We start from the raw sequence: 23,698 nt of genomic DNA on the forward strand, positions 1-23,698 counted from the left end.
CGTTTGAATTTTCGGGGACACGAAAACCATGCCGCGCATAGCCTACGTCAATGGCCGCTATCTCCCTCATGCCCAAGCAGGTGTGCATATCGAGGACCGGGGCTATCAGTTCGCTGACGGCGTCTATGAGGTCTGCGAAGTGGCGCGCGGCTTCATCGTCGACAGCGTCGGCCACCTCAACCGCCTCGATCGCTCGCTTTCGGAACTCAGGATCGCCTGGCCGGTCAATCGCGCCGCGCTGGTCCACATCATGCGCGAAGTCATCGCCCGCAATCGTGTCCACAACGGCATGGTCTATCTCCAGGTGACGCGTGGTGTTGCGCCGCGCGACCACGTCTTCCCGGCTGGCACAACACTTTCTTCGCTTGTCGTGACAGCCAAGCGCACCGACCCGGTGGCATCGGCCAAACGCGCGGCGGCCGGCATCAAGGTGATCACCGTGCCGGAGAATCGCTGGGAGCGTGTCGACATCAAGTCGGTCGGTTTGCTGCCCAACGTGCTGGCGCGTCAGCAGGCCAAGGAGGCCGGCGCCCAGGAAGCCTGGTTCGTCGACCCGGACGGAACCGTCAAGGAAGGGGCGGCGACAAACGCCTGGATCGTCACCAAGGACGGCCATCTCGTCACCAGGCCCGCCGACAGCGGCATCCTGCGCGGCATCACCCGCACGACGCTGATGGATGTCGCCAAGAAGCTCGGCCTGAAGGTCGAGGAGCGTGGTTTTACCGTCGAGGAAGCCAAGTCGGCGCGCGAAGCGTTCATGACGGCTGCGACCACGGTGATCATGCCGATCGTCGCCATTGACGGGCAGCCGGTGGCCAACGGGCATCCGGGATCGGTCGCGCTTTCGCTGCGTGAGGCATTTTTTGACGTTGCGGAAAAAATCCAAGCCTGATAACCGCTTGGGCGTAAATGGTTAAATTCATCTCGTTCAGCTTGCTACACGTTGTGGCAAGGGGGTGTTTGCTGGCTTGACATGGGCCCGGTAATTTGGCGCATTGGCAGCAGACAGGGATCGGCGAAAGAAAAAAACAATGGCGGAACGATCGCAGAATCTTCAGGACCTTTTCCTGAATTCAGTTCGCAAGAGCAAAAACCCACTCACCATTTTCCTGATTAACGGCGTGAAGTTGACCGGAGTAGTGACCTCCTTCGACAATTTCTGTGTTTTGTTGCGCCGTGATGGGCATTCGCAGCTCGTCTACAAGCATGCCATCTCCACGATCATGCCGAGCCAGCCGGTTCAGATGTTCGATGGCGAGGAAAGCCAGGGCGGCTGATTGGCACGCGACAGGACTGCCGGCGCCAAGGCCGGCGACAGCAATGGACCCGAATCGGTAGGGGGCGATAAGGCCCCCACGCGCGCGGTCGTCATCGTGCCGGTGCTGACGCGCCAGCCTAAGAATGACGACGACAGCGCGCGTCCGCGTTTGCAGCGTTCGGCCGAGGCTCGCCACGACGAGGCGGTCGGGCTTACCCGCGCCATCGATCTCGAACCCGTTCACACCGCGATCGTGACCCTCAACGATCCGCGTCCGGCAACGCTGCTGGGCAGCGGCAAGGTCGAGGAGTTCGCGACGATCGTGAAGGAGCGCGGGGCGGAACTGGTCATCGTCGACCATCCGCTGACGCCGGTGCAGCAGCGCAACCTCGAAAAAGAGATGAACGCCAAGGTGCTCGACCGCACCGGGCTGATTCTCGAAATCTTCGGCCGGCGCGCCCGTACCAAGGAAGGCACGCTGCAGGTCGAGCTTGCCCATCTCAACTACCAGAAGGGCCGGCTGGTTCGCAGCTGGACCCATCTCGAGCGTCAGCGCGGCGGTGCCGGCTTCCTCGGCGGCCCCGGCGAGACGCAGATCGAATCCGACCGGCGCGCGCTGCAGGAAAAGATTATCAAGCTCAAGCGCGAGCTGGAAACCGTCGTCCGGACCCGCGACCTGCACCGTTCGAAGCGCCGCAAGGTGCCGTTCCCGGTGGTTGCCATTGTCGGCTACACCAACGCCGGCAAGTCGACGCTGTTCAACCGGCTGACCGGCGCCAGCGTGCTGGCCGAGAACATGCTGTTTGCAACGCTGGATCCGACCTTGCGCCGGGTCCGGTTGCCGCATGGCACGCCGATCATCCTGTCCGATACCGTCGGCTTCATTTCGGATCTGCCGACGCACCTGATCGCCGCCTTCAGGGCGACGCTGGAGGAGGTGGTCGAAGCCGACCTCGTCATCCATCTGCGCGACATTTCCGATCCCGATACGGCTGCCCAGGCCGACGATGTCGAGCGCATCCTGTCTGATCTCGGCGTCGATGCGGCCGACACCGACCGGGTCGTCGAGGTCTGGAACAAGATCGACCAGCTCGACGAAGGCAATCGCGAGCGTCTGCTTGCCGACAGCAGCGACGGCCGCAAGACGCCGCCGATTGCCATTTCGGCTATTACGGGCGAGGGCATTTCCGCGCTCACCAGCCTGATAGAGCAGCGGGTTTCGGGCGAACTGGAGAGCATCGACGTCACTCTGGAGCCGAGCCAACTCGGCCAGATGGACTGGCTCTACCGCAATGGCGACGTCGTTTCGCGAACCGACAATGACGATGGCAGCGTGTCGATGACGCTCAAGGCAACCGCCTCCGCCCGTGACGAGATTGCAGCGAAAATATTGCGCAAGAACAAGGGCTAAGACGGCTTACTTCGCCGTCTTGGCCTGCTGCCACAGCGTTTCCATCTCATCGAGCGTCGCCGCTTCCAGGCTGTGGCCGGCGTCATCGAGCGCCTTTTCGACATAGTGGAAACGTGTGCGGAACTTGTCATTGGTACCGCCCAGCGCCGCCTCCGAGTCCAGTTCCAGGTGGCGACCGAGATTGACCAGCGCAAACAGCATGTCGCCGAACTCGTCCTTGACGGCCGCCTGGTCGCCCTTGGCCATCGCCTCGCGCAATTCGCCTATCTCTTCCTCGATCTTGTCGAGGATCGGCGCTGCCTCGCCCCAGTCGAAGCCGACGCGCGCGGCTTTTTCCTGCAGCTTCAGTGCCCGCGTCAGCGCCGGCAACGCCACCGGCACGCTGTCCAGAAACCCCTTGCCGTGATCCTCGGGGTCGAGCCCGCGGGCAATGCGCGCGGCGCGCTTCTCCGCCTTCTCTTCGGCCTTGATCTTTTCCCACATGCCCTTGGCCGATCGGGCCTCGCGCGCCTTGGCATCGCCGAATACATGCGGATGTCGGCGGATCATCTTTGTGGTGATGCCTTGCACCACGTCGCCGAAGGCAAATTCACCGGTCTCTTCAGCCATCCGGGCGTGGTACACCACCTGCAGCAGGAGATCGCCGAGCTCTTCCTTGAGGTGGTCGATGTCGTTGCGGGCAATCGCGTCGGCGACCTCATAGGCCTCCTCGATCGTATAGGGTGCGATCGTCGCGAAATTCTGCTCGATGTCCCAGGGGCAGCCGGTTTCCGGCTCGCGCAGGGCGGCCATGATCTCGATCAGGCGGGCGATGTCTTTGGAAGGTTGCATGGGGCGATGCTATAGCCCCGTTGCCGCCCTCCCAACAATGGCCTGCTGCCGGCTAGCCTTGTCCACAACCAATTCGGCGGCAGCAGCCGACCACCGCGCGGTCCGCCGGCGGTTCCGTGCTATTGACCGGACATTCGCGCGCAGACAGGGCTTGTACATGCTGCACTTGTTACTCGTTGCAATCGGCGGCGCCATTGGAGCTGCGCTGCGCCATCTCGCCAATCTTCTGGCGCTCAGGCTGGTCGGGCCGAACTTTCCCTGGGGCACGCTGGCAATCAATGTGCTGGGATCGCTGGCGATGGGGCTGTTCGTTGGACTGCTGGCCCGCCGGTTCGGCGGCTCGACCGAACTCAGGCTGTTCGTTGCCACCGGCATCCTCGGCGGCTTCACCACCTTTTCGGCATTTTCGCTCGATTTCGCCACTCTGTGGGAGCGTGGAGCGACAATTTCGGCCTTCGGCTATGCTTTTGCCAGCGTCATATCAGCCATACTGGCGCTGTTCCTGGGAATGTGGCTCGCAAGAAGCATCGGCTGATGCTATTGGGCCGCTTCGAAAAGGACGATTGAACAATGGCAGGCGTTGAACAGATCACGGTGGAAGCCGGCGAAACGGGCATGAGGCTCGACCGCTGGTTCAAGTCCCATTATCCGGGGCTCGGCTTCGGCCACCTGCAAAAGTTGCTGCGCTCGGGCCAGATCCGTGTCGATGGCGGCCGCGTCAAGGCCGACACGCGCGTCGAGCCGGGCCAGGTCATCCGCATCCCGCCACTTGAAGTCGACAAGAAGAACGACGGTCCGTTGACCGCCCGCACCATGCGCGATCAGGACGATGGCGACGTGCTGGCCAGGATGCTGATCTATGAAGACTCCAAGGTCTTCGTCTTTAACAAACCGGCCGGCCTTGCCGTCCAGGGCGGTTCGGGCGTGGTGCGTCATCTGGATGACATGCTCGAAGCCTGGCGCAACAAGAAGGGCGAGAAGCCGCGTCTGGTGCATCGGCTCGACCGCGACACCTCGGGCGTGCTGGTCGTTGCGCGTACGCGCCTGGCAGCAATGAAACTCGCCGAGGCTTTCCGTGCCCGCGAGACCAAGAAGACCTATTGGGCCCTAGTCAAGGGCGCGCCGCCCAAGCGCGAAGACAAGATTTCGACCTGGCTGATCAAGGAGCAGACACCCGACGGCGACCGCATGCGTGTCGCCAAGCATGGCGAAAAGGGTGCCGACCACGCCGTTTCCTATTACCGCGTGCTGGAGCAGGCCGCCCAGACCATGACCTGGCTGGAAATGGAGCCCTATACCGGCCGTACCCACCAGCTGCGCGTGCACGCCGCCTATATTGGCTGCCCGATCATTGGTGACCCCAAGTATTTCGAGCATGACACCAACTGGGAATTTCCCGGTGGCCTGCAGAACAAGCTGCATCTGCATGCCCGCCGTATCGTCATTCCGCATCCCGACCAGGGCGTTATCGATGTCACCGCGCCAATGCCGCCGCATATGCGCCAGAGCTGGAACCTGATCGGCTTCGACGACGAGAGCGGGGAGCCGGCGTGACATCTGTTGCATCGTCGGGGCGCGATGCAGGCGCCCTGAAGCTCGTTCTTTTCGATTGCGACGGCACGCTGGTCGACAGCGCCGACATCATTCATGCCTCGATGGTGGCGACGTTCCGTGAGGCGAGCCTGGCGGAGCCCGACAAGGCAGCGACCAAGGGCATCATCGGGCTCACGCTCGACATTGCCATCGCGACCTTGCTGAAGCGCGCCCCGGACGCCGAAAGCACAAGGCTTGCGGGACGGTACAAGGAACACTTCATCGCCTCGCGGCACCTGCCGAGCTTCAAGGAGCCGCTCTATGACGGCATCGCCGAATTGATCGAAGCGCTCGCGCGCCGCGATGACGTGTTGATCGGCATGGTCACCGGCAAATCGCGCCGTGGCGTCGAGCGGGTGATGGAAACGCACGGCTTTGCTGGCCATTTCGTGACCATCCGTACCGCCGACGACTGCCCGTCCAAGCCGCACCCGGCGATGGTGCTGGAGTGCTGCGCCGAGATGGGTGTCGATCCGGCGTCGACCTTCGTCATTGGTGACGCCATCTACGACATGCAGATGGCACGCAGTGCCGGTGCCCGTGCCATAGGCGTGGCCTGGGGGTACCACAATCGCGAGGGCCTGTTTGCCACCGGCGCGCACGCTGTCATCGACAGACCTGGCGAATTGCTACCTCTTATCGACTAGCTGGCCCAAGTGGCGGCAAGCGTCGTGCGTTAGGTTGCGGCCCACGCACCGCCGCCGGGTTCTTGTTCGTGCCACGTTGCCAGCCTGCCTCGCAATGCGGTCCGGCCAGCCCTTGTCCATCAGCATCGCGCTCGGTGAGCGTGGAGGAATTCATGACAGCCGTCACACAGCCATTGGAACGTCGCGACGCGATCGATACGGCAGCCGTCGTGTTCATGCTCATGCTGACCATGTCCTGGGGCATGAACGGTGTGGCGGCCAAGCTGGCGACGTCGGGCTACAACCCGATCTTCCTCAATGTCGCGCGTTCGGGCATTGCCTGCGTGCTGGTCTATCTCTGGTGCCTCTACCGCCGTGTTCCGCTGTTTACCCGCGACGGCACCTTGTGGGCCGGCATCCTGGCCGGGCTTCTGTTCGGCACCGAGTTCATTCTGGTTTTCGTCAGCCTTGAACACACGACGGTTGCGCGCAACTCGCTCCTGGTCAACACGATGCCGTTCTGGGTTCTGATCGGCGCGCATTTCTGGCTTGGCGAGCGTATGTCGCTGCAAAAGCTGTTCGGCCTGATCCTGGCTTTCGGCGGCGTTGCGGTGGTCTTTGCCGACAAGCTCGGCGATGCCGGCGGTCCGACGCTGTTCGGCGATCTTCTCGCACTCGTCGCCGGACTGCTCTGGGCGCTGACCACGTTGGCAATCAAGGGCACCAAGCTTGCCAGCGCCGGGGCCGAGAAGGTGCTGCTCTACCAGCTTGTCGTCTCAGCGCTCATGGCGATCCCGCTCGTCTCTCTCGCCGGTCCGGCATTCCGCGACGTATCGACGGTCGCCACCGGAGCGTTGCTGTTTCAGGCTGTATATGTCGTCGCCTTCACCTATATTCTGTGGTTCTGGCTGATGCGGCGCTATCCTGCGGCGGGCCTCTCCAGCTTTGCCTTCCTGTCGCCGGCATTCAGCGTGATATGCGGCTGGCTGGTGCTTGGCGAAGCCCTGACCTGGAACATTTTTCTGGCGCTCGGTCTCATCGCGACCGGGCTGATCATTGTAAACCGGCCATCGCGCAGACGTACGGCCGGAGCGGAGTAAAGATGCGAGAAATCCTGAGCGACCTCGAAAACAGCGACGGCCTGTCTGATCCAGATCCGATCCGTCGCGCGCAAAGCACGCTGCGCAAGCAACTGCCCAAGCGGTTTTACCAAGCTGCAACGATAGCTGCGTTCGAAGAAGGCCACGCCGTTCTGCTCGACGGCAAGTCGGTGCGAACGCCGGGCAGGGCCCTGCTCGCGCTGCCGACGGCTGCTGCGGCACAGTTGGTTGCCGACGAGTTCGCAGCCCAGGTCGAAGTCATCGATCCTTTCACCATGCCGGTGCTGCGTCTCGTCAACACGGCAATCGACGGCGTCGCCACCGATCCGCAGGCCGTTCTCGAGGATATCCTGCGCTTCTCGTCCAGCGACCTGCTCTGCTACCGCGTCGACAGCCCGGAAAAGCTCGTCGAGCGCCAGGCCGAAGCCTGGGATCCGGTGCTGGACTGGGCACGCGCCTCGCTCGGCGCGCGCTTCGTGCTGGCCGAGGGTGTAATGCATGTCGAACAGCCGCGTGAGGCGATCGCAGCGCTCGGTGTGCACCTGTCGCAACGCGCGGAGCCGATGAAGCTTGCCGCGCTCCATGTGATGACCACGCTGACCGGTTCGGCGCTTCTGGCCCTCGCCGTCGAGACCGGCGAAATGTCTGTCGAGGACTCCTGGGCGGCAGCGCATGTCGACGAAGACTGGCAGATCGAGCATTGGGGCCAGGACTCCGAGGCCGTTGCGCGCCGCGCCGCCCGCAAGCGCGACATGCTCGCTGCTGTCGCCCTGCTTGAGGCGCTCAAGGCAGCTTAGTCAGCCGGCAAGGCAGATCAGCCCGAGTCTTGGGCAAAATGTCAGCCATGCTGCCGTAGTCTGCCTATTTTTTGAGCAGTGGCTTTTCCGTACAACTGCCTTCCCTGCTAAGAATGTGGGATTTTCGAGTTGGCACGGGGCTTGCTTTCTCTCTTGTGACGCGCCGGCCATCCCAGGGCCGGCAGGCACGACACTGAGAGGATAGCATGACGAAGTACAAGCTCGAGTACATCTGGCTGGACGGTTACGCCCCGGCAGCCAATCTCCGCGGCAAGACCCAGATCAAGGAATTCGCGGAGTTCCCGAAGCTCGAGCAGCTTCCGCTCTGGGGTTTTGACGGCAGCTCGACCCGCCAGGCCGAAGGCAAGAGCTCGGATTGCGTGCTGAAGCCCGTCGCTGTCTATCCCGATCCCGCCCGCAAGAACGGCGTGCTGGTGATGTGCGAAGTGATGATGCCCGATGGCATCACCCCGCATCCGTCCAACACCCGCGCCACCGTCCTCGACGACGAGGGCGCCTGGTTCGGCTTCGAGCAGGAATATTTCTTCTACAAGGACGGCCGCCCGCTCGGCTTCCCGGAAAACGGTTTCCCGGCGCCGCAGGGTGAGTACTACACCGGCGTCGGCTACAAGAATGTCGGCAGCATCGCCCGCCAGATCGTCGAAGAGCATCTCGACCTCTGCCTTGAGGCCGGCATCAACCATGAAGGCATCAATGCCGAAGTGGCCAAGGGCCAGTGGGAATTCCAGATTTTCGGCAAGGGCTCGAAGAAGGCTGCCGACGAGATGTGGCTTGCCCGTTACCTGCTGCAGCGACTGACCGAGAAGTACGAGATCGACATCGAGTATCACTGCAAGCCGCTTGGTGACACCGACTGGAACGGCTCGGGCATGCACGCCAACTTCTCGACCGACTACTTGCGCGACGTCGGCGGCAAGGCGTACTTCGAAGCGCTCATGGAGGCCTTCGCCGATGCCCGCGAAGAGCACATTGCCGTCTACGGTCCCGACAACCACCTGCGCCTGACCGGCAAGCACGAGACGGCTTCGATCGATGTCTTCACCTGGGGCGTTGCCGATCGTGGCGCTTCGGTGCGCGTGCCGCACAGCTTCGTGCGCAACGACTACCGCGGCTATCTCGAAGATCGCCGCCCGAACTCGCAGGGCGACCCCTACCAGATCGCCTCGCAGATCCTGAAGACCATCAATTCGGTGCCGACCAGCGTCGAGACCAGGGCTGCTGCCTAGTTTCTAGGCAACATATGGGTCACAAATCAAAAACCCGGGGGCGACCCCGGGTTTTTTTTGTTTGTGTTTTCTAAGCGTTATCGATGGAAGCTGATGAAGGTCACGCTGCGTAGCGCTTCAGCGCGCCGACTTCGTCAGCGGCCGGCTTGTGGCCGCGCAGATAGAGCGCGCAGGTGGTGCGCAGCATCGAAGCGAAGTTGGGGATTTCGCCGTTGATCTCGATCGCCTCGTCATAAAGCTTCGAGATGAATTTCGGCGTCGTCAGGCCCTGCGAGGACGCGATCTCGTCGAGCAGGTCCCAGAACGTCGCCTCTAACTGGATACTGGTAGAATGTCCGGCGATCCGAATCGACCGGTTGATCTGGCGATAGCCCTTCGGATCCTGTCCGGCAAATACCTTGCACATATCAATCCTCCCGATGGCTTGCCCCGGCCGATTGCGCCGGTGCTGGCTCTTGAACGCCATCATCGACCCAACAGCACGCCATCGCAACCATGCATTCGTTCCTGGGTAGCAAACTATGCCTAGGCAAGCGTGGTAACGGGCTGCCACCACTTGGCTTTGCACGGATTCATAATCGTCCTGTTCCAACTGCCAGGAGGGCGAATGGCCAAGGCAATCCATTCCATGGTGCGTGTGCTCGATGAAGCGCGCTCGCTGTCATTCTATCGCGCGGCTTTCGGCCTCGAGATCGCCGACAGGCTCGACTTCGAGACCTTCACGCTGATCTATCTCAGCAATCCCGAGACCGAGTTCGAAGTCGAGCTGACGGTCAACAAGGGCAGGGCCGAGCCCTATTCTCTCGGCGACGGCTACGGCCATCTCGCCGTGTCGGTGGCCGATCTCGACGCCGAGCGCGCCCGCATGGTTGCCGCCGGGCTCACCCCCAAGGACATCGTCGACTTCGCGCCGGGCGGTACGCCATTGGCCCGTTTCTTCTTCATCGAGGATCCTGACGGCTACAAGATCGAGGTTTTGCAGAGGAGCGGCCGTTTCAAGTGACATGCCGCGGCGGAGGAGCGCCGCGCCAGCCAAGCGCCCAGCGCGCATAGCAAGCAAGGGAGGAAATCATGGTGACGATCTATCAAGGCAGGCCTGGCCTGTCGCGGCGTGAGCTGCTCAAGCGCGGCACAGCCGCCGGCGCGCTGCTCATCATCAGTGGCTCTGCCGTACTCAGCACGGGCGAGGCTTGGGGGCTCGAGAGCACGGCGCTGAAGCCCGAAACCGTGGCGACGCTGATCCAGATGGCGCGCGATGTCTATCCGCACGACCAGGTGCCGGACAAGTTCTACGCCATTGCCATCAAGAGCCATGACGAGCTCGCCGGCAAGGATCCGGCCCACAAGGAGCTGATCGAGAAAGGCATCGCCGATCTCGACCAGAAGGCGGGTGCCGGCGGCTATGCCGGCCTCGGTTGGGAAGACCAGCGTGTCGCCATTCTCCGGCAGATCGAAAGCACTCCGTTCTTCCAGGCAATCCGCGGCGGGCTTGTCGTTGGGCTCTACAACCAGAAGGAGCTGTGGCCGATCTTTGGCTATGAAGGCGAGTCCTACTCCAAGGGCGGATACATCGCGCGCGGCTTCGACGACATCGAGTGGCTCTGACCGGCCCTGTCGCGAACCCAGCCTTTTCAGCATTCCCCGGGAGGAAAACATGCCTGCACCATATGGTCTCAACGACGACAGCGTCGTCGTCATCATCGGCTCCGGAGCCGGTGGCGGCACGCTCGGCAACGAACTCGCCCAGAAGGGCATCGACGTCGTCATTCTCGAAGCCGGCCCGCGCATCGAATATGAGGACTTCATCAACGACGAATGGGATTCTTTCAGCCAGCTCGCCTGGCTCGACAACCGCACGACAGGCGGCGGCTGGCGCGTGCACAAGGATTTTCCCAACCTTCCGGCCTGGATCGTCAAGGCGGTCGGTGGCACCACCACGCACTGGGCCGGCGCATCGCTGCGCTTCCAGGAGCATGAGTTCAAGGCGCTGACCAACTACGGCAAGGTCGAAGGCGCCAATCTGCTCGACTGGCCGATCACGTTGGCCGACCTTGATCCCTACTACGCCAAGGCCGAAGACAAGATGGGCGTGACCCGCACCAACGGCATCGAGGGCCTGCCCGGCAACAACAACTTCAAGGTGTTCAAGGCCGGCGCCGACAAGCTCGGCTACAAGGAGTGCCACACCGGGCGGATGGCCATCAATTCCGCCGACCGCGACGGCCGCATGGGCTGCCAGCAGACCGGCTTCTGCTTCCAGGGCTGCAAGTGGGGCGCCAAATGGTCGACGCTCTACACCGAAATCCCCAAGGGCGAGGCGACCGGCAAGCTGGAAGTCAGGGCAAACAGCCACGTGCTCAAGATCGAGCACGACGACAGCGGCAAGGCGACGGCAGTGGTCTATGCCGACAAGGACGGCAAGCTGCAGAGCCAGAAGGCGCGCATCGTCTGCGTCGCCGGCAATTCGATCGAAAGCCCGCGGATTCTGCTCAATTCGGCATCGTCGAAATTCCCTGACGGCTTGGCCAATTCGTCAGGGCAGGTCGGCAAGAACTACATGCGCCACACCACCGGCTCGGTCTATGCGGTGTTCGACAAGCCGGTGCATTTCTGGCGCGGCACGACCATGGCCGGAATCGTCAGGGACGAGGCGAAGCACGATCCGACACGCGGTTTCGTCGGTGGCTACGAGCTCGAAACCCTGGCGCTCGGCCTGCCATTCATGGCGGCGTTCCTCGATCCCGGCGGCTGGGGCCGTTCGTTCACCACGGCACTCGACCACTACGACAAGATGGCCGGCATGTGGATCGTCGGCGAGGACATGCCGCAGGAGCAGAATGCGGTGAAATTGCATGGCGAGCTCAAGGACAAATACGGCATGCCGATCCCCGACGTCTGGTTCACCGACCATCCCAACGACGTCGCCATGCGCAACCATGCCTATAAGCAGGGCATGGCGATGTATGACGCCGTCGGCGCAACCAGGACCTTCCCGACGCCGCCTTATCCCTCGACCCATAATCTCGGCACCAACCGGATGAGCGAGAAGGCGTCCGATGGCGTGGTCAACAAATGGGGCCAGACACACGACATCAAGAACCTGTTTGTCTCCGACGGCAGCCAGTTCACCACCGGCGCTGCCGAGAACCCGACGCTGACGATCGTCACCCTGGCCATCCGCCAGGCCGACTACATCGCCGAACAGATGAGCGCGAAGAGCATCTGATCGTTTGGCGGCGCATCCTCCGCAGTCGTCGTCGACCTGCCGACGGCTTTCCCGCCAAACAAAAAAGCCCCGGAGCGATCCGGGGCTTTTTCTATTATAATCCGTCTCTTACACCGAGTAGTACATGTCGTATTCGACCGGGTGCGGGGTCATGTCGTAGCGCATGACCTCGGCCATCTTGAGCTCGATGTACGAGTCGATCTGGTCGTCGTCGAAGACGCCACCGGCCTTCAGGAAGCCGCGGTCCTTGTCGAGGCTCTGGAGCGCTTCGCGCAGCGAGCCGCAGACGGTCGGGATCTTCTTGAGCTCCTTGGCCGGCAGGTCGTACAGATCCTTGTCCATCGGCTGGCCGGGATGGATCTTGTTCTTGATGCCGTCGAGGCCGGCCATCAGCAGGGCCGCGAAAGCGAGGTAGGGGTTCGCGCCCGGGTCGGGGAAGCGGACTTCGACGCGCTTGGACTTCGGCGAATTGCCGAATGGAATGCGGCAGGAGGCCGAGCGGTTGCGCGCGGAATAGGCGAGCAGGACGGGGGCTTCATAGCCGGGGACCAGCCGCTTGTAGGAGTTGGTCAGCGGGTTGGTGAAGGCATTGATCGCCTTGGCGTGCTTGATGACGCCGCCGATGAAATAGAGGCAGCTTTCCGACAGACCGGCATATTCGTTGCCGGCGAAGGTCGGCTTGCCACCCTTCCAGATCGACAGGTGGACGTGCATGCCCGAGCCGTTGTCGCCGAAGATCGGCTTCGGCATGAAGGTTGCCGTCTTGCCATAGGCGTTGGCGACCTGGTGCACAACGTACTTATAGATCAGCATCTTGTCGGCGTTGCGGACCAGTGTGTCGAACTTGACGCCGAGCTCGTGCTGGGCGGCAGCGACTTCGTGGTGGTGCTTTTCAACACGCACGCCCATCTCTGTCAGCACGGTCAGCATTTCCGAACGCATGTCCTGGCAGCTGTCGATCGGCGGGACCGGGAAGTAGCCGCCCTTGACGCGCGGACGGTGACCGAGGTTGCCGGTCTCGTAGTCGGTGTCGTCGTTCGACGGCAGTTCGGTCGAGTCGAGCTTGAAGCCGGTGTTGTAGGGATCGGCCTTGTACTTGACGTCGTCGAAGACGAAGAATTCGGCTTCCGGGCCGACATAGACGGTGTCGCCGATGCCTTCGGCCTTGAGGTAGGCTTCGGCCTTCTTGGCGATGCCGCGCGGGTCGCGGTTGTAGGCTTCGCCCGAAACCGGATCGAGGATGTCGCACAGGATGACCATGGTCGACTGGGCGAAGAACGGGTCCATGTGGACCGTGTCCAGGTCGGGCATCAGCACCATGTCGGACTCGTTGATGGCCTTCCAGCCGGCGATCGACGAGCCGTCGAACATGACGCCGTCGGCGAACATCTCTTCCTCGACCTCGGCGATGTCCATGGTGACGTGCTGGAGCTTGCCCTTGGGGTCGGTGAAGCGCAGGTCAACGAACTTAACGTCGTTGTCCTTTATCTGCTTCATTACGTCTTTGGCTGTCGTCATGTGGGGTTTTCCTGTCTTGATGACGTTGAAACGAGAATTCTTTGCGAGGTCAGATGGCGTCGACGCCGGTCTCGCCGGTGCGGATGCGAACGACTTCCTCGATGTTGGAGACGAAGATCTTGCCGTCGCCGATGCGGCCGGTCTGGGCCGCCTTGCGGATCGCCTCGATGGCCGCCTCGACCGATTCGTCGCCGAGAACGACTTCGATCTTCACCTTGGGCAGGAAGTCGACGACATATTCGGCGCCGCGATAGAGCTCGGTATGGCCCTTCTGGCGGCCGAAACCCTTGGCCTCGGTGACGGTGATGCCCTGCAGCCCGGCTTCCTGGAGCGCTTCCTTCACTTCGTCGAGCTTGAACGGCTTGATGATCGCTTCGATTTTTTTCATGCGGATATGGCCTCCACTGCCGTAACTCAGGGGTGATGCACCCACTCGCGCAACTTCAAGCACGAAGCGTGCCAAGTCGAGTGGGTGCGGCAACTTTGTTCGGATTGCCCAGGAGGCAGCCGAAGACGTGGGCGATTGGAACCGATTTCCAGCGTTCGGTCGAGATGCGCACAAAAATTCATCGTTTTGGCGAAGTTGGTGGTGCACAAAAATGCGGCAACATGCCTTCGATTTGTGCGTGGTTGAATTAAGGCATGCCGTTTGGGCCGAGTGGCTGCGGCGTGCTAACTCGGTAGCAGGATTCATCCGGGATGACTGCCATGGCATTTGAACTGCTGACCCCCAGCGAGATGGCTGAGGCCGACAGGCTGACAATCGCTGCCGGGCCAGTGGACGGCATCGGCCTGATGCGGCGGGCGGGCGGCTCAGTTGCCGATGTGGTGCTCCAGCGGTTTCCCGGCGCGAAGTCTGTCCATGTGCTGTGTGGTCCGGGCAATAATGGCGGCGACGGTTATGTCGCGGCGCGCCTGCTTGCCGAAAGCGGCGTTGCCGTCAGGCTTTTCGCGACCGCTGCGCCGCGCAGCGGCGGCGATGCGGCGCTGGCTGTTGCCGAATGCCCCGTCGTGGTTGAGCCCTTGGCCGTTTTTGCTCCCCAGGCAGATGCCGTCGTCGTCGATGCGCTCTATGGCGCCGGGTTGTCCAGGCCGCTCGACGGCGAGATTGGTCAGGCGATCGAGCGAACGGCGGCGGCCGGAGTTCCGGTGGTTGCAGTCGATCTGCCCTCCGGCGTGTCGGGTGCTTCCGGCGAGATTCTGGGCAGCGCCTTCCGGGCGACGGTGACAGTGACCTTTGCCCGCAAGAAGCCCGGTCATCTGCTCTTTCCCGGACGGTTGCAGTGCGGCGAGGTGGTCGTTGCCGACATCGGCATCCGCGATGCCACCGTCGCCGCGACGTCCGCTCGCTGCTTCGAGAACGAACCGGCGTGGTGGCAGCAGTATTTTCCGTCGCCGGCGAACGACGCCCACAAATACAGCCGCGGCCATGTCGGGGTCTTTTCGGGCGGGCCAGCGGCCACCGGTGCGGCACGGTTGTCGGCGATGGCAGCCGCCCGGGCTGGGGCTGGTGCAGTGACGGTGTTGTCGCCCGGAGCGGCACTGGCTGCCAATGCGGCGCACCTGACCTCGATCATCCTGAGGCGTGCAGACACGCTCCAGGACGCGCTGGCTTTCTTCGACGCGCGCAGGCCCGAGGCGCTGGTCTATGGGCCCGGCCTTGGCTCCGAGCCTGAAATCGGGCGTTTTGCGCTGGAGCTGATGTCTGTCGCCGAGGGCCGCTTCGCAGCACTTGTGCTCGATGCCGACGGCATTACTTCGCTTTCGCATCGCCGCGCCGCCTTCTTCGAGGCACGAAAGCGGTCGCAACCGGAGCTTGTGCTGACACCGCATCACGGCGAGTTCGGCCGGCTGTTCCCCGACATTGTGGCCGATGCGTCGTTGTCCAAGCTGGAGCGGGCGCGGGCAGCGGCGGCAAGAGCCAATGCCGTCATCATCTACAAGGGGCCCGATACCGTGATTGCCGCACCCGATGGACGTGCTGCGATCAATGCCAATGGCACGCCGCTGCTGGCGACCGCCGGGTCGGGCGACGTGCTGTCGGGCATCGTCGCAGCCCTCCTGGCGCAGCGGATGCCGGTTTTCGAGGCGGCATGCGCTGCCGTCTGGATGCACGCCGAGGCGGCACGGCACATCGGACCGGGCCTGATCGCCGAAGACCTGCCGCTGGCGTTGCGGGAGGTGGTGGCGCGGTTGAGTGGGTAAGGCTGTGTGCCTGCTCCGCGTCGGGGTAAGAGCTTGGGCAATCGGGCTGGGCGGTGATGGATGGTGGCGGGACTGCCGGCTCGTTACGAAGCCAACCGTGACGTCACGTGATCCCGCGCACCCCCCTCTGGCCTGCCGGCCATCTCCCCCACAAGGAGGGAGATCCCGCTTTCATCGGCGCCGCGACAAACCACGAATGCTGCCAAGGGCCAAGCTCTCCACGCTCCGCTGCCAGCGCAGCGCTGGTGCAAGGCAGAAGGCGTGGGACGTGCTCAGGCGTTGGTGCCGCCGTCGATGGTAAGTGCAGCGCCGGTGACGAAGCGCGATTGCGGGCCGGCCAACCAGGTTACCAGGCTGGCGATGTCGTCGGGCGAGCCGAATTGCGGGATCGCCATCAGGCTGCGCTGGTAGTCGGCGACATCGCCCTCGGCGGGGTTCATGTCGGTTTCGGTCGAGCCGGGATGGACGACATTGACGGTGATGCCGCGCGGGCCGAGGTCGCGCGCGAGGCCCTTTGTCAGGCCGACAAGCGCGGCCTTGCTGGCCGAATAAAGCGCGATGCCCTCGAAGGGAACACGGTCGGCGAGGTTGCTGCCGATCGAGATGATCCGGCCACCTTCATGCATGATGCCTGCGGCTGCCTTCGAGGCGATGAAGGGAGCGCGAAAATTGACCGACATAACCTCGTCGAGCTGTTCCAGCGAAACCATGTCGATGGGGCCGTGGTGCCAGATGCCGGCGCTGTTGACCAGGATGTCGAGACGACCGAACGCCGAGATGGTGGCCGCGACTGCCGCCTCGACGGCCGCGGCGTCGGCATTGTCGGCCTGGATCGCCAGGCCGCGTCGGCCAAGCGCCTCGACCTGCGCGACGACGGCTTCGGCCTTCTCCATCGAGCGGACATAGGTCAGGGCAACGTCGGCGCCTGACGCGGCGAGCTGGATGGCGATGGCAGCACCGATGCCGCGGCTGCCGCCAGTGACGAGGGCGACCTTGCCGGCCAGCTCCAGTCCGGACAGTCTGAGCCCGGAGTGTTGTTTCGTATCGCTGAGGGAGGACATGATTTATCTTTCTGTATTGAACGATACAAAATAGATGGCAGCCTTGCCTGGAGGCGTCAAGGGCATTATGTATCGATCATAACAGAAAGGTTTGTGATGTCTCAGAAGGGTCGTCCGCGCAGCTTCGACCGCGATGCGGCGTTGCGGCAGGCGATGCGGGTGTTCTGGAAAAAGGGTTATGACGGGGCGTCGCTGGCGGAGCTGACGACGGCGATGGGCATCAACTCTCCCAGCCTCTATGCCGCCTTTGGCAGCAAGGAGGCATTGTTTCGCGAGGCAGTCGATCTCTACGGGGCAACCGAAGGTTTCGAGATCTGGGGCGCATTCGAGCGGCCAGGCAGCGCCAAGGAGGCGATCGCCGCTTTCCTGCGCGCTTCGGCACGCGCTTTTAGCGAGCCGGGTGACCCCAGGGGCTGCCTGATCGTGCTGGGTGCGCTCAATGTCAGCGAAACCAATGTCGAGGTGTTCCGCGATCTCAGCGAACGCCGCATGTCGAGCGCGCGCGATATGGCCGGCCGGTTGAAACAGGCCGTCGCCGAGGGGGAGCTGCCTGCCTCTGCCGATTGCGACGCCATCGCTGCGTTTTACCTCGCCGTTCAGCAAGGCATGTCGGTGCAGGCACGCGACGGTGCCTCGCGTGAGGCGCTGCTGGCGGTAGCCGACGGGGCGATAGCTGCGTGGGGGGCGCTGACGGCAGGCGCCGAACGCGGCGCCCGCGCCTGATAGGCCTTCTTGCGCAATTCCGGACGGAAAACCGCAGCACGGTTTTCCTGGAATTGCTTTACCCGTTGATCCTGTTCATGAAGGCCATGGCGCCGAAGGGCGCGCGGACCTTGCCCTCGGTGATGAAGTAGACGAACACGTCGCGCGGCTTGACCTCCGCCTCGGTGCCGGGATTTGCGCGGGGCAGGTCGGCGGGTGTGCCGCCGTCAGCCCAGACCTTGGCGCGTTCGGCCCACGCATCAAGTGCCTCCGATGTGTAGCAATCGTGATTGTCGTCGCTGCCGGTCTGCAGCCGCGCATAGACAAAATCGCCGGTGATGTCGGCAATTGCCGGATATTTGGCGTGGTCGGCATAAACGATGGCGACTTCGTGCTTCCGGGCCAGCGCGGCGAACTCGGGCACGATGAAGGAATCATGGCGCACCTCGACCGCGTGGCGCAGTTTCACGCCATCCTGCTTTTCGGGCAAAAGCTTGAGGAAGGCGCCGAAGTCGGCCTCGTCAAATTTCTTTGTCGGCGCAAATTGCCAGAGGATCGGTCCGAGCTTGTCGCCGAGCGCGGCAACGCCGGAGCCGAGAAACCGCATCATCGATTCGCCAGCCTCACCAAGTACGCGGCGGTTGGTGACGAAGCGGTTGCCCTTGAGCGCGTAGACGAAACCATCAGGGGCCTCGCTGGCCCATTTCAGGAAGGTCGGTTCCTTGAAGGATGAATAATAGGTGCCGTTGACCTCGATGGTCGGCACGTGGCTGCTGGCGAATTGCAGCTGCTTCGCCTTGGCGAGCTTTTCCGGATAGAACGTGCCTTCCCAGGGCTCGAACGTCCAGCCGCCCATGCCTGCCCGGATGTTTCCACTCATCGCTCTATCCCTTGCTGCGTCAGTGCGGTCTTTTCTAGCCGAAGGTGCAGGAGCGTCAAAGCCGCGAACGAATTCAGGCGGAAGCATCCTGACAGCAAACTGACCGACAGCGGAGATGGACGGCAATATATCGCATCAGACTGGCGCCGGATTTACTGTTTGTTGGCGGGTAGACGGCTAGCGAAGCTCATACAAATGCAAACATGTGTGTGGGCTTGATGTCGACGGTTCCAGGGACGCGGGCGGATTTGCCATTCGGGGCGGTGCGGATGGGCATGATGGCTGCTGCCGGCACTATCATCGTATCGCTGATCGCTTATGACTTCGCGATCAACGACCGTGACCTTTTGGCCAAGGATCGGGTCGACTGGACCATGTTCGGGCTGGTCAGGCCATTTTTTGCCCTGGTCTCGGCCTGCCTGCTGGCCGCGGCACTATTCCAGCCCGCGCCTGGCCGCACGCTTGCGGATGACGGCCAGGCGCTGCTGCTGCTCAGGGCGGCCTATCTGATGGCTGGTGCGCTGCTGGCAGCGGCGGCGGCGGTGGCCCTGGTGCCGACGATCCTCAACGAGACGGTGCGGGAAGGGCAGGTGCTGAGCATCCTGACCGAGGCGGTTTTCATGGGCGCGCTGGCAGCACTTGGCACTGCCGCCTGGCGCGACCGCAGCAACCGCACAAGCGTGCTCGGCCTGCCGCGCTGGGCCATGCATGCGACACTGATGCTGGTGACCTTCCTCATCCTGATGGAGGAGATGTCCTGGGGCCAGCACTGGGTCGGCTGGACGGCCGGGCCGATGTTTGCCGGCAACGTCCAGAACGAGACCAATCTGCACAATTTCGCCACCCACAGGTTCGAGGCGGTCTACTATTCAGCGGCGTTTCTGCTGTTCGTCGTGCTGCCGGTCGCCTGGCCGTTGCATGTCGCAGCCTGGCTGCGGCCGGTCCGGCCGTTCGTTCCGCCGCGGCTGTTTGCGCTTGCGGCCTTGCCGCTTGCCGGGCTGCTCTATGAGGAGTGGAACATCGTGCCCTACCAGCTGTGGTTTTTCATGGGCGTGGTGATCGCGTTGCGGCTGGCGATCGAACTGCGGCAGGCGCCTGCGGCGTATCGCGCGGCGGGAATTGTCATCGCCGCGATTTTGCCCGCATCGCAACTGCTCTTCGTCTTCGGCGGGCACAGGATGGCCGACGGCTACGAGCTGTCGGAAATCCGCGAGTTCCTGATCGCCTGCGTCATCCTGGTCTATGGCCTGTGGTTGCTGCGGCGGCAGGCCGTGGCGGGGTAGGCGGCGAGCCACGCAGGCTTGATAGTCTGTCGACCTGCCCGGGCCTGGCGCCCAGGCTGGATGCATGGCGGTCAATGATGTTGGTTCGAGAAGTCACACTTCGAAATAGAAGCGCATCCTTGCCGCCGCGACGTGGCCGGCCACGCCATAGGACGAGTCCCACTCAACTCGAAACTTGTTGCCGGATCGCACGACCACGAGGTCTCCAGCCTGGTAGGTGAAAGTCGGACAGCGAGATTTCGCTGATCGTTTCAAGTGTCAGTGTCACGACAACATGACGATCAAGGACAAAATAGCCCAGGTCATCAACCTCATCGGTCATCCGAAACGCGCGGATCTTGAGGTATCCGGACCGGCTGGAGGACAGGTCGATGTCGAATATCTCGGCATCGTGGAAATGTGGCACGAAACCAAACCAACCGACCAGCTCACGAGCACCCGGTATCTCCACGAAGGCGTCGCTTCGTGCTGCCGCTGACCCAGGTGGCTCGCTCGTTGCCACGGCGGCGGACTACTCCGCCGCCTCCTGCTTGCCGCGCGGGCGGCGTTCCAGGAGTTCCTTGAGGAACTGGCCGGTGTAGCTGCGCGGTTCGGCGACGATGTCTTCGGGGCGGCCCGAGGCGACCAGTTCGCCGCCGCCGTCGCCGCCTTCAGGGCCAAGGTCGAGCACCCAGTCGGCGGTCTTGATCACCTCGAGATTGTGCTCGATGACGATCACAGTGTTGCCCTGGTCGACGAGCTCGTGCAGCACCTCGAGCAGCTTGGCGACATCGTGGAAGTGCAGGCCGGTGGTCGGTTCGTCCAGGATGTAGAGCGTCTTGCCGGTTGCCTTGCGCGACAGCTCCTTGGCCAGTTTGATGCGCTGGGCTTCGCCGCCGGACAGCGTGTTTGCCTGCTGGCCGATGTGGATGTAGCCGAGGCCGACCTGGTTGAGCGTCATCAGCTTGTCACGCACCACGGGAACGGCAGCGAAGAATTCGACACCTTCCTCGACCGTCATGTCGAGCACGTCGGCGATCGACTTGCCCTTGAACAACACGTCGAGGGTTTCGCGGTTGTAGCGCTTGCCGTGGCAGACGTCGCAGGTGACATAGACGTCGGGCAGGAAGTGCATCTCGATCTTGATGACGCCGTCGCCCTGGCAGGCTTCGCAGCGGCCACCCTTGACGTTGAACGAAAAGCGGCCGGGCTGGTATCCGCGCGCCTTGGCTTCCGGCAGGCCGGCGAACCAGTCGCGGATCGGCGTGAAGGCTCCTGTGTAGGTGGCCGGGTTGGAGCGTGGGGTGCGGCCGATGGGCGACTGGTCGATGTCGATGACCTTGTCGAGGAATTCGAGGCCCTCGATGCGGTCGTGCTCTGCTGGATGCTCGCGCGAGCCCATGATGCGGCGCGACGCTGCCTTGAACAGGGTCTCGATCAGGAAGGTCGACTTGCCGCCGCCCGACACGCCGGTCACGGCGGTGAAGGTGCCCAGCGGGATCTCGGCGCTGACATTCTTGAGATTGTTGCCACGCGCGCCGACGACCTTGATGCGCCTGTTTTTCTTCAATTCGCGGCGCTGCGCCGGAACCGCGATCTCGAGTTCGCCCGACAGATACTTGCCGGTGATCGAGTTGGGGTTGGCCATGACCTGCTGCGGCGTGCCTTCGGCGATGATCTGGCCGCCATGGATGCCGGCGGCCGGGCCCATGTCGACGACATAGTCGGCGGTCAGCACCGCGTCCTCGTCATGCTCGACGACGATGACGGTGTTGCCGATGTCCCTGAGGTGACGCAGCGTGTCGAGCAGGCGGGCATTGTCGCGCTGGTGCAGGCCGATGGACGGCTCGTCGAGCACGTAGAGCACGCCGGTCAGCCCCGAGCCGATCTGCGAGGCCAGCCTGATGCGCTGGCTTTCGCCGCCCGACAGCGTGCCGGAATTGCGCGACAGCGTCAGATATTCGAGGCCAACGTCGTTGAGGAAGCGCAGGCGTTCGCGGATTTCCTTGAGCACGCGGACGGCGATCTCGTTCTGCTTGTCGTTGAGCAGGGCCGGCAATTCCTCGAACCAGGCATTGGCCTTGCGGATCGACTGCTCGGTGACTTCGCCGATGTGCTTGCCGCCGACCTTGACCGCCAATGCTTCCGGCTTGAGGCGGTAGCCGGCGCAGGTCGGGCAGGGCGTGGCCGACATGAAGCGCTCGATCTCCTCGCGCATCCAGGCGGATTCGGTTTCCTTCCAGCGGCGCTCGAGATTGGGGATCACGCCCTCGAAGGTCTTGGTCGTCTTGTAGGAGCGCAGGCCGTCGTCATAATTGAAGGTGATTTCCTTCGAGCCTGTGCCGCGCAGGATGGCCTCCTGCGCCTCCGTCGAAAGGTCGCGCCAACGGTCGCCGATCTTGAAGCCATAGACCTTGCCGAGCGCTTCCAGCGTCTGGGTGTAGTAGGGCGAGGTCGACTTGGCCCAGGGCGCAACCGCACCCTCGCGCAGTGAAACATGCTCTTCCGGCACGACGAGTGCCGGGTCGATAGCGCGCTGGTTGCCGAGTCCGTCGCAGGCCGGGCAGGCGCCGAACGGGTTGTTGAAGGAGAACAGACGCGGCTCGATTTCGGGGATGGTGAAGCCCGACACCGGACAGGCGAATTTCTCCGAGAACAGAATGCGTTCGTGGGTTTCGTTGGCGGACTTGTTGATCGCGTCCGCGCCGGTCTGGCTGGCGTCGAGCGGCTTGTCGGCGAATTCAGCAACCGCCAGGCCTTCGGCCAGCTTGAGCGCGGTTTCGATCGAGTCGGCGAGACGCGTGGCGAGGTCGGGGCGGACGACGATGCGGTCGACGACGACCTCGATGTCGTGCTTGTACTTCTTGTCGAGAACAGGCGCCTCGGCGATCTCGTAGAAGGCGCCGTCGATCTTGACGCGCTGGAAACCCTTCTTCTGGAGCTCGGCGAGTTCCTTCTTGTACTCGCCCTTACGGCCGCGGACGATGGGCGCCAGGATGAACAGTCGGGTGCCTTCGTCGACCGTCAGCACGCGGTCGACCATCTGGCTGACAGTCTGGCTCTCGATCGGCAGGCCGGTCGCCGGCGAATAGGGCACGCCGACGCGCGCGAACAAGAGGCGCATGTAGTCGTATATCTCGGTGACCGTGCCGACCGTCGAGCGCGGATTCTTCGACGTCGTCTTCTGCTCGATCGAGATCGCCGGTGACAGACCGTCGATCTGGTCGACGTCGGGCTTCTGCATCATCTCGAGGAACTGGCGGGCATAGGCCGACAGGCTCTCGACATAGCGGCGCTGCCCCTCGGCATAGATGGTGTCGAAGGCGAGCGAGGATTTGCCCGAGCCGGACAGGCCGGTCATGACAATCAGCTTGTCGCGCGGCAGGTCGAGATCGACGTTCTTGAGATTGTGTTCGCGCGCACCGCGAATGGAAATGTACTTGTGATCGGCCATTGCCGCGCCGCCGCCTCAAATCTGGAATTGCCTGGAGTGGCGGGCGAGCCCAACCATCCCCTCATGTAGGTAATTTCGCCGCCCGGTCGAGAGGTGCGGCAACCAAATGCGTTTAAGCGCCTTTGGCGCGCAGGGGCAAGTGGAAAGAACAAAGGCTGAACGCGCTCCTGACAACGTTATGGCAGGAGCATCACGCGAATCCGGGGCCGCGAAACCGGCCTTCGATCACATTTTTCCCGACTAACAATGTTGTGGTTGACGCGGCCGAATCAGGGATGCAGAGTGCATATGTCGCCTGAAGCCGAGCCTCCTTGAGGGCTCCTCACCATGCTACGGTCGGTCTGCGAGACGCCGCAGACACGCGAGTTGAGCAGCAGGCGAACACATGGCGCAACTGACGTAGGAGCAGAGCATGACTCCACCGGACAGTCCCAAAGGGTTCCGCTAACAGGACGGAACCACAGCAGGCGCAGGTGCCTGGCTTTCCCCTAGCGAAAAGCCTCACGCAAACCCCGACCTGTTGTTCC

General features: G+C 63.0%; 23 protein-coding genes. 15 read left to right on the plus strand and 8 right to left on the minus strand.

Going from position 1 to position 23,698, the window contains the following annotated elements:
• Positions 1–28: 28 nt before the first annotated feature.
• From SLT36_RS15200 to hflX, 3 genes are all read left to right on the plus strand, one after another.
• Positions 29–892, plus strand: coding sequence for a D-amino-acid transaminase (locus SLT36_RS15200; RefSeq protein WP_432283383.1), 864 nt, complete (start codon positions 29–31; stop codon positions 890–892).
• A 139-nt stretch (positions 893–1,031) separates the two neighbouring features.
• Positions 1,032–1,277: an RNA chaperone Hfq gene (gene hfq, locus SLT36_RS15205; RefSeq protein ID WP_018428055.1), complete on the plus strand. Its 246-nt coding sequence runs from the start codon at positions 1,032–1,034 to the stop codon at positions 1,275–1,277.
• Positions 1,278–2,669 (plus strand): GTPase HflX, encoded by a 1,392-nt coding sequence (gene hflX, locus SLT36_RS15210; RefSeq protein WP_432283384.1) that lies wholly within the window; start codon positions 1,278–1,280, stop codon positions 2,667–2,669.
• A 6-nt stretch (positions 2,670–2,675) separates the two neighbouring features.
• Here the strand turns inward: hflX and mazG are convergent, their stop codons facing one another.
• Positions 2,676–3,500 (minus strand): nucleoside triphosphate pyrophosphohydrolase, encoded by an 825-nt coding sequence (gene mazG, locus SLT36_RS15215; RefSeq protein WP_432283385.1) that lies wholly within the window; start codon positions 3,498–3,500, stop codon positions 2,676–2,678.
• 157 nt (positions 3,501–3,657) lie between these two features.
• Between mazG and crcB the strand changes: the two genes are divergently transcribed.
• The 6 genes from crcB (at position 3,658) to SLT36_RS15245 (ending at position 8,863) form a co-directional block, all read left to right on the plus strand.
• Positions 3,658–4,035 (plus strand): fluoride efflux transporter CrcB, encoded by a 378-nt coding sequence (gene crcB, locus SLT36_RS15220; RefSeq protein ID WP_115731901.1) that lies wholly within the window; start codon positions 3,658–3,660, stop codon positions 4,033–4,035.
• Positions 4,036–4,070: 35 nt separating this feature from the next.
• A complete protein-coding gene (locus SLT36_RS15225) occupies positions 4,071–5,054 on the plus strand; it encodes an RluA family pseudouridine synthase (RefSeq protein WP_115731902.1) in 984 nt (327 codons plus the stop codon).
• A gap of 35 nt (positions 5,055–5,089) precedes the next feature.
• The gene (locus SLT36_RS15230) at positions 5,090–5,740 is read left to right on the plus strand and encodes an HAD family hydrolase (protein ID WP_432288349.1); all 651 of its coding nucleotides are present in this window, start codon (positions 5,090–5,092) and stop codon (positions 5,738–5,740) included.
• A 152-nt stretch (positions 5,741–5,892) separates the two neighbouring features.
• Positions 5,893–6,819 carry a DMT family transporter gene (locus SLT36_RS15235; RefSeq protein ID WP_432283386.1) on the plus strand — a complete coding sequence of 309 codons (927 nt, stop codon included), beginning with the start codon at positions 5,893–5,895 and terminating at the stop codon, positions 6,817–6,819.
• Positions 6,820–6,821: 2 nt separating this feature from the next.
• Positions 6,822–7,616 (plus strand): ATP12 family chaperone protein, encoded by a 795-nt coding sequence (locus SLT36_RS15240; RefSeq protein ID WP_432283387.1) that lies wholly within the window; start codon positions 6,822–6,824, stop codon positions 7,614–7,616.
• A 206-nt stretch (positions 7,617–7,822) separates the two neighbouring features.
• Positions 7,823–8,863: a glutamine synthetase beta-grasp domain-containing protein gene (locus tag SLT36_RS15245; protein ID WP_432283388.1), complete on the plus strand. Its 1,041-nt coding sequence runs from the start codon at positions 7,823–7,825 to the stop codon at positions 8,861–8,863.
• A 100-nt stretch (positions 8,864–8,963) separates the two neighbouring features.
• Here SLT36_RS15245 and SLT36_RS15250 read toward each other — a convergent pair whose 3' ends face one another.
• On the minus strand, positions 8,964–9,269 hold the full coding sequence (locus SLT36_RS15250) for a ribbon-helix-helix domain-containing protein (RefSeq protein WP_432288350.1): 306 nt from the start codon (positions 9,267–9,269) through the stop codon (positions 8,964–8,966).
• Positions 9,270–9,470: 201 nt separating this feature from the next.
• On the opposite strand from SLT36_RS15250, the gene SLT36_RS15255 reads away from it, so the two are divergent.
• From SLT36_RS15255 to SLT36_RS15265, 3 genes are all read left to right on the plus strand, one after another.
• Entirely contained in the window at positions 9,471–9,866 is a 396-nt protein-coding gene (locus SLT36_RS15255; RefSeq protein ID WP_432283389.1) for a VOC family protein, read from the plus strand.
• Between the two features lie 68 nt (positions 9,867–9,934).
• Positions 9,935–10,468 (plus strand): twin-arginine translocation signal domain-containing protein, encoded by a 534-nt coding sequence (locus tag SLT36_RS15260; RefSeq protein WP_432283390.1) that lies wholly within the window; start codon positions 9,935–9,937, stop codon positions 10,466–10,468.
• 49 nt (positions 10,469–10,517) lie between these two features.
• On the plus strand, positions 10,518–12,089 hold the full coding sequence (locus SLT36_RS15265) for a GMC family oxidoreductase (protein ID WP_432283391.1): 1,572 nt from the start codon (positions 10,518–10,520) through the stop codon (positions 12,087–12,089).
• A 108-nt stretch (positions 12,090–12,197) separates the two neighbouring features.
• On the opposite strand, the gene glnA is transcribed toward SLT36_RS15265, so the two are convergent.
• Positions 12,198–13,607 (minus strand): type I glutamate--ammonia ligase, encoded by a 1,410-nt coding sequence (gene glnA / locus SLT36_RS15270; RefSeq protein ID WP_115731910.1) that lies wholly within the window; start codon positions 13,605–13,607, stop codon positions 12,198–12,200.
• Between the two features lie 49 nt (positions 13,608–13,656).
• Positions 13,657–13,995 carry a P-II family nitrogen regulator gene (locus SLT36_RS15275; protein WP_055976860.1) on the minus strand — a complete coding sequence of 113 codons (339 nt, stop codon included), beginning with the start codon at positions 13,993–13,995 and terminating at the stop codon, positions 13,657–13,659.
• Between the two features lie 320 nt (positions 13,996–14,315).
• Here SLT36_RS15275 and SLT36_RS15280 point away from each other — a divergent pair, with 320 nt between their 5' ends.
• A complete protein-coding gene (locus SLT36_RS15280) occupies positions 14,316–15,812 on the plus strand; it encodes an NAD(P)H-hydrate dehydratase (RefSeq protein WP_432283392.1) in 1,497 nt (498 codons plus the stop codon).
• Positions 15,813–16,084: 272 nt separating this feature from the next.
• On the opposite strand, the gene SLT36_RS15285 is transcribed toward SLT36_RS15280, so the two are convergent.
• Entirely contained in the window at positions 16,085–16,831 is a 747-nt protein-coding gene (locus tag SLT36_RS15285; protein ID WP_432288352.1) for an SDR family NAD(P)-dependent oxidoreductase, read from the minus strand.
• A gap of 138 nt (positions 16,832–16,969) precedes the next feature.
• Between SLT36_RS15285 and SLT36_RS15290 the strand changes: the two genes are divergently transcribed.
• Positions 16,970–17,596 carry a TetR/AcrR family transcriptional regulator gene (locus SLT36_RS15290; RefSeq protein WP_432283393.1) on the plus strand — a complete coding sequence of 209 codons (627 nt, stop codon included), beginning with the start codon at positions 16,970–16,972 and terminating at the stop codon, positions 17,594–17,596.
• Between the two features lie 58 nt (positions 17,597–17,654).
• Here SLT36_RS15290 and SLT36_RS15295 read toward each other — a convergent pair whose 3' ends face one another.
• A complete protein-coding gene (locus SLT36_RS15295; RefSeq protein WP_432283394.1) occupies positions 17,655–18,455 on the minus strand; it encodes a DUF72 domain-containing protein in 801 nt (266 codons plus the stop codon).
• Between the two features lie 269 nt (positions 18,456–18,724).
• Between SLT36_RS15295 and SLT36_RS15300 the strand changes: the two genes are divergently transcribed.
• Positions 18,725–19,738, plus strand: a complete 1,014-nt coding sequence (locus tag SLT36_RS15300) for a hypothetical protein (RefSeq protein WP_432283395.1) — start codon at positions 18,725–18,727, stop codon at positions 19,736–19,738.
• 163 nt (positions 19,739–19,901) lie between these two features.
• On the opposite strand, the gene SLT36_RS15305 is transcribed toward SLT36_RS15300, so the two are convergent.
• The gene (locus tag SLT36_RS15305) at positions 19,902–20,240 is read right to left on the minus strand and encodes a hypothetical protein (protein ID WP_432283396.1); all 339 of its coding nucleotides are present in this window, start codon (positions 20,238–20,240) and stop codon (positions 19,902–19,904) included.
• A gap of 9 nt (positions 20,241–20,249) precedes the next feature.
• Entirely contained in the window at positions 20,250–23,171 is a 2,922-nt protein-coding gene (gene uvrA, locus SLT36_RS15310; protein WP_432283397.1) for an excinuclease ABC subunit UvrA, read from the minus strand.
• Positions 23,172–23,698: the final 527 nt, after the last annotated feature.

This window comes from Aminobacter sp. BA135 (assembly GCF_050859125.1).
GTDB classification, from domain to species: Bacteria; Pseudomonadota; Alphaproteobacteria; order Rhizobiales; family Rhizobiaceae; genus Aminobacter; species Aminobacter ciceronei.

Bases quoted from the DNA above. Each gene is read 5' to 3' on its own strand.
- SLT36_RS15200 (WP_432283383.1), top strand. From the start codon at position 29: ATGCCGCGCATAGCCTACGTCAATGGCCGCTATCTCCCTCATGCCCAA.
- hfq (WP_018428055.1), top strand. From the start codon at position 1,032: ATGGCGGAACGATCGCAGAATCTTCAGGACCTTTTCCTGAATTCAGTT.
- mazG (WP_432283385.1), bottom strand. From the start codon at position 3,500: ATGCAACCTTCCAAAGACATCGCCCGCCTGATCGAGATCATGGCCGCC.
- crcB (WP_115731901.1), top strand. From the start codon at position 3,658: ATGCTGCACTTGTTACTCGTTGCAATCGGCGGCGCCATTGGAGCTGCG.
- SLT36_RS15225 (WP_115731902.1), top strand. From the start codon at position 4,071: ATGGCAGGCGTTGAACAGATCACGGTGGAAGCCGGCGAAACGGGCATG.
- SLT36_RS15235 (WP_432283386.1), top strand. From the start codon at position 5,893: ATGACAGCCGTCACACAGCCATTGGAACGTCGCGACGCGATCGATACG.
- SLT36_RS15240 (WP_432283387.1), top strand. From the start codon at position 6,822: ATGCGAGAAATCCTGAGCGACCTCGAAAACAGCGACGGCCTGTCTGAT.
- SLT36_RS15245 (WP_432283388.1), top strand. From the start codon at position 7,823: ATGACGAAGTACAAGCTCGAGTACATCTGGCTGGACGGTTACGCCCCG.
- SLT36_RS15250 (WP_432288350.1), bottom strand. From the start codon at position 9,269: ATGTGCAAGGTATTTGCCGGACAGGATCCGAAGGGCTATCGCCAGATC.
- SLT36_RS15255 (WP_432283389.1), top strand. From the start codon at position 9,471: ATGGCCAAGGCAATCCATTCCATGGTGCGTGTGCTCGATGAAGCGCGC.
- SLT36_RS15260 (WP_432283390.1), top strand. From the start codon at position 9,935: ATGGTGACGATCTATCAAGGCAGGCCTGGCCTGTCGCGGCGTGAGCTG.
- SLT36_RS15265 (WP_432283391.1), top strand. From the start codon at position 10,518: ATGCCTGCACCATATGGTCTCAACGACGACAGCGTCGTCGTCATCATC.
- glnA (WP_115731910.1), bottom strand. From the start codon at position 13,607: ATGACGACAGCCAAAGACGTAATGAAGCAGATAAAGGACAACGACGTT.
- SLT36_RS15275 (WP_055976860.1), bottom strand. From the start codon at position 13,995: ATGAAAAAAATCGAAGCGATCATCAAGCCGTTCAAGCTCGACGAAGTG.
- SLT36_RS15280 (WP_432283392.1), top strand. From the start codon at position 14,316: ATGGCATTTGAACTGCTGACCCCCAGCGAGATGGCTGAGGCCGACAGG.
- SLT36_RS15290 (WP_432283393.1), top strand. From the start codon at position 16,970: ATGTCTCAGAAGGGTCGTCCGCGCAGCTTCGACCGCGATGCGGCGTTG.
- SLT36_RS15295 (WP_432283394.1), bottom strand. From the start codon at position 18,455: ATGAGTGGAAACATCCGGGCAGGCATGGGCGGCTGGACGTTCGAGCCC.
- SLT36_RS15300 (WP_432283395.1), top strand. From the start codon at position 18,725: ATGGGCATGATGGCTGCTGCCGGCACTATCATCGTATCGCTGATCGCT.
- uvrA (WP_432283397.1), bottom strand. From the start codon at position 23,171: ATGGCCGATCACAAGTACATTTCCATTCGCGGTGCGCGCGAACACAAT.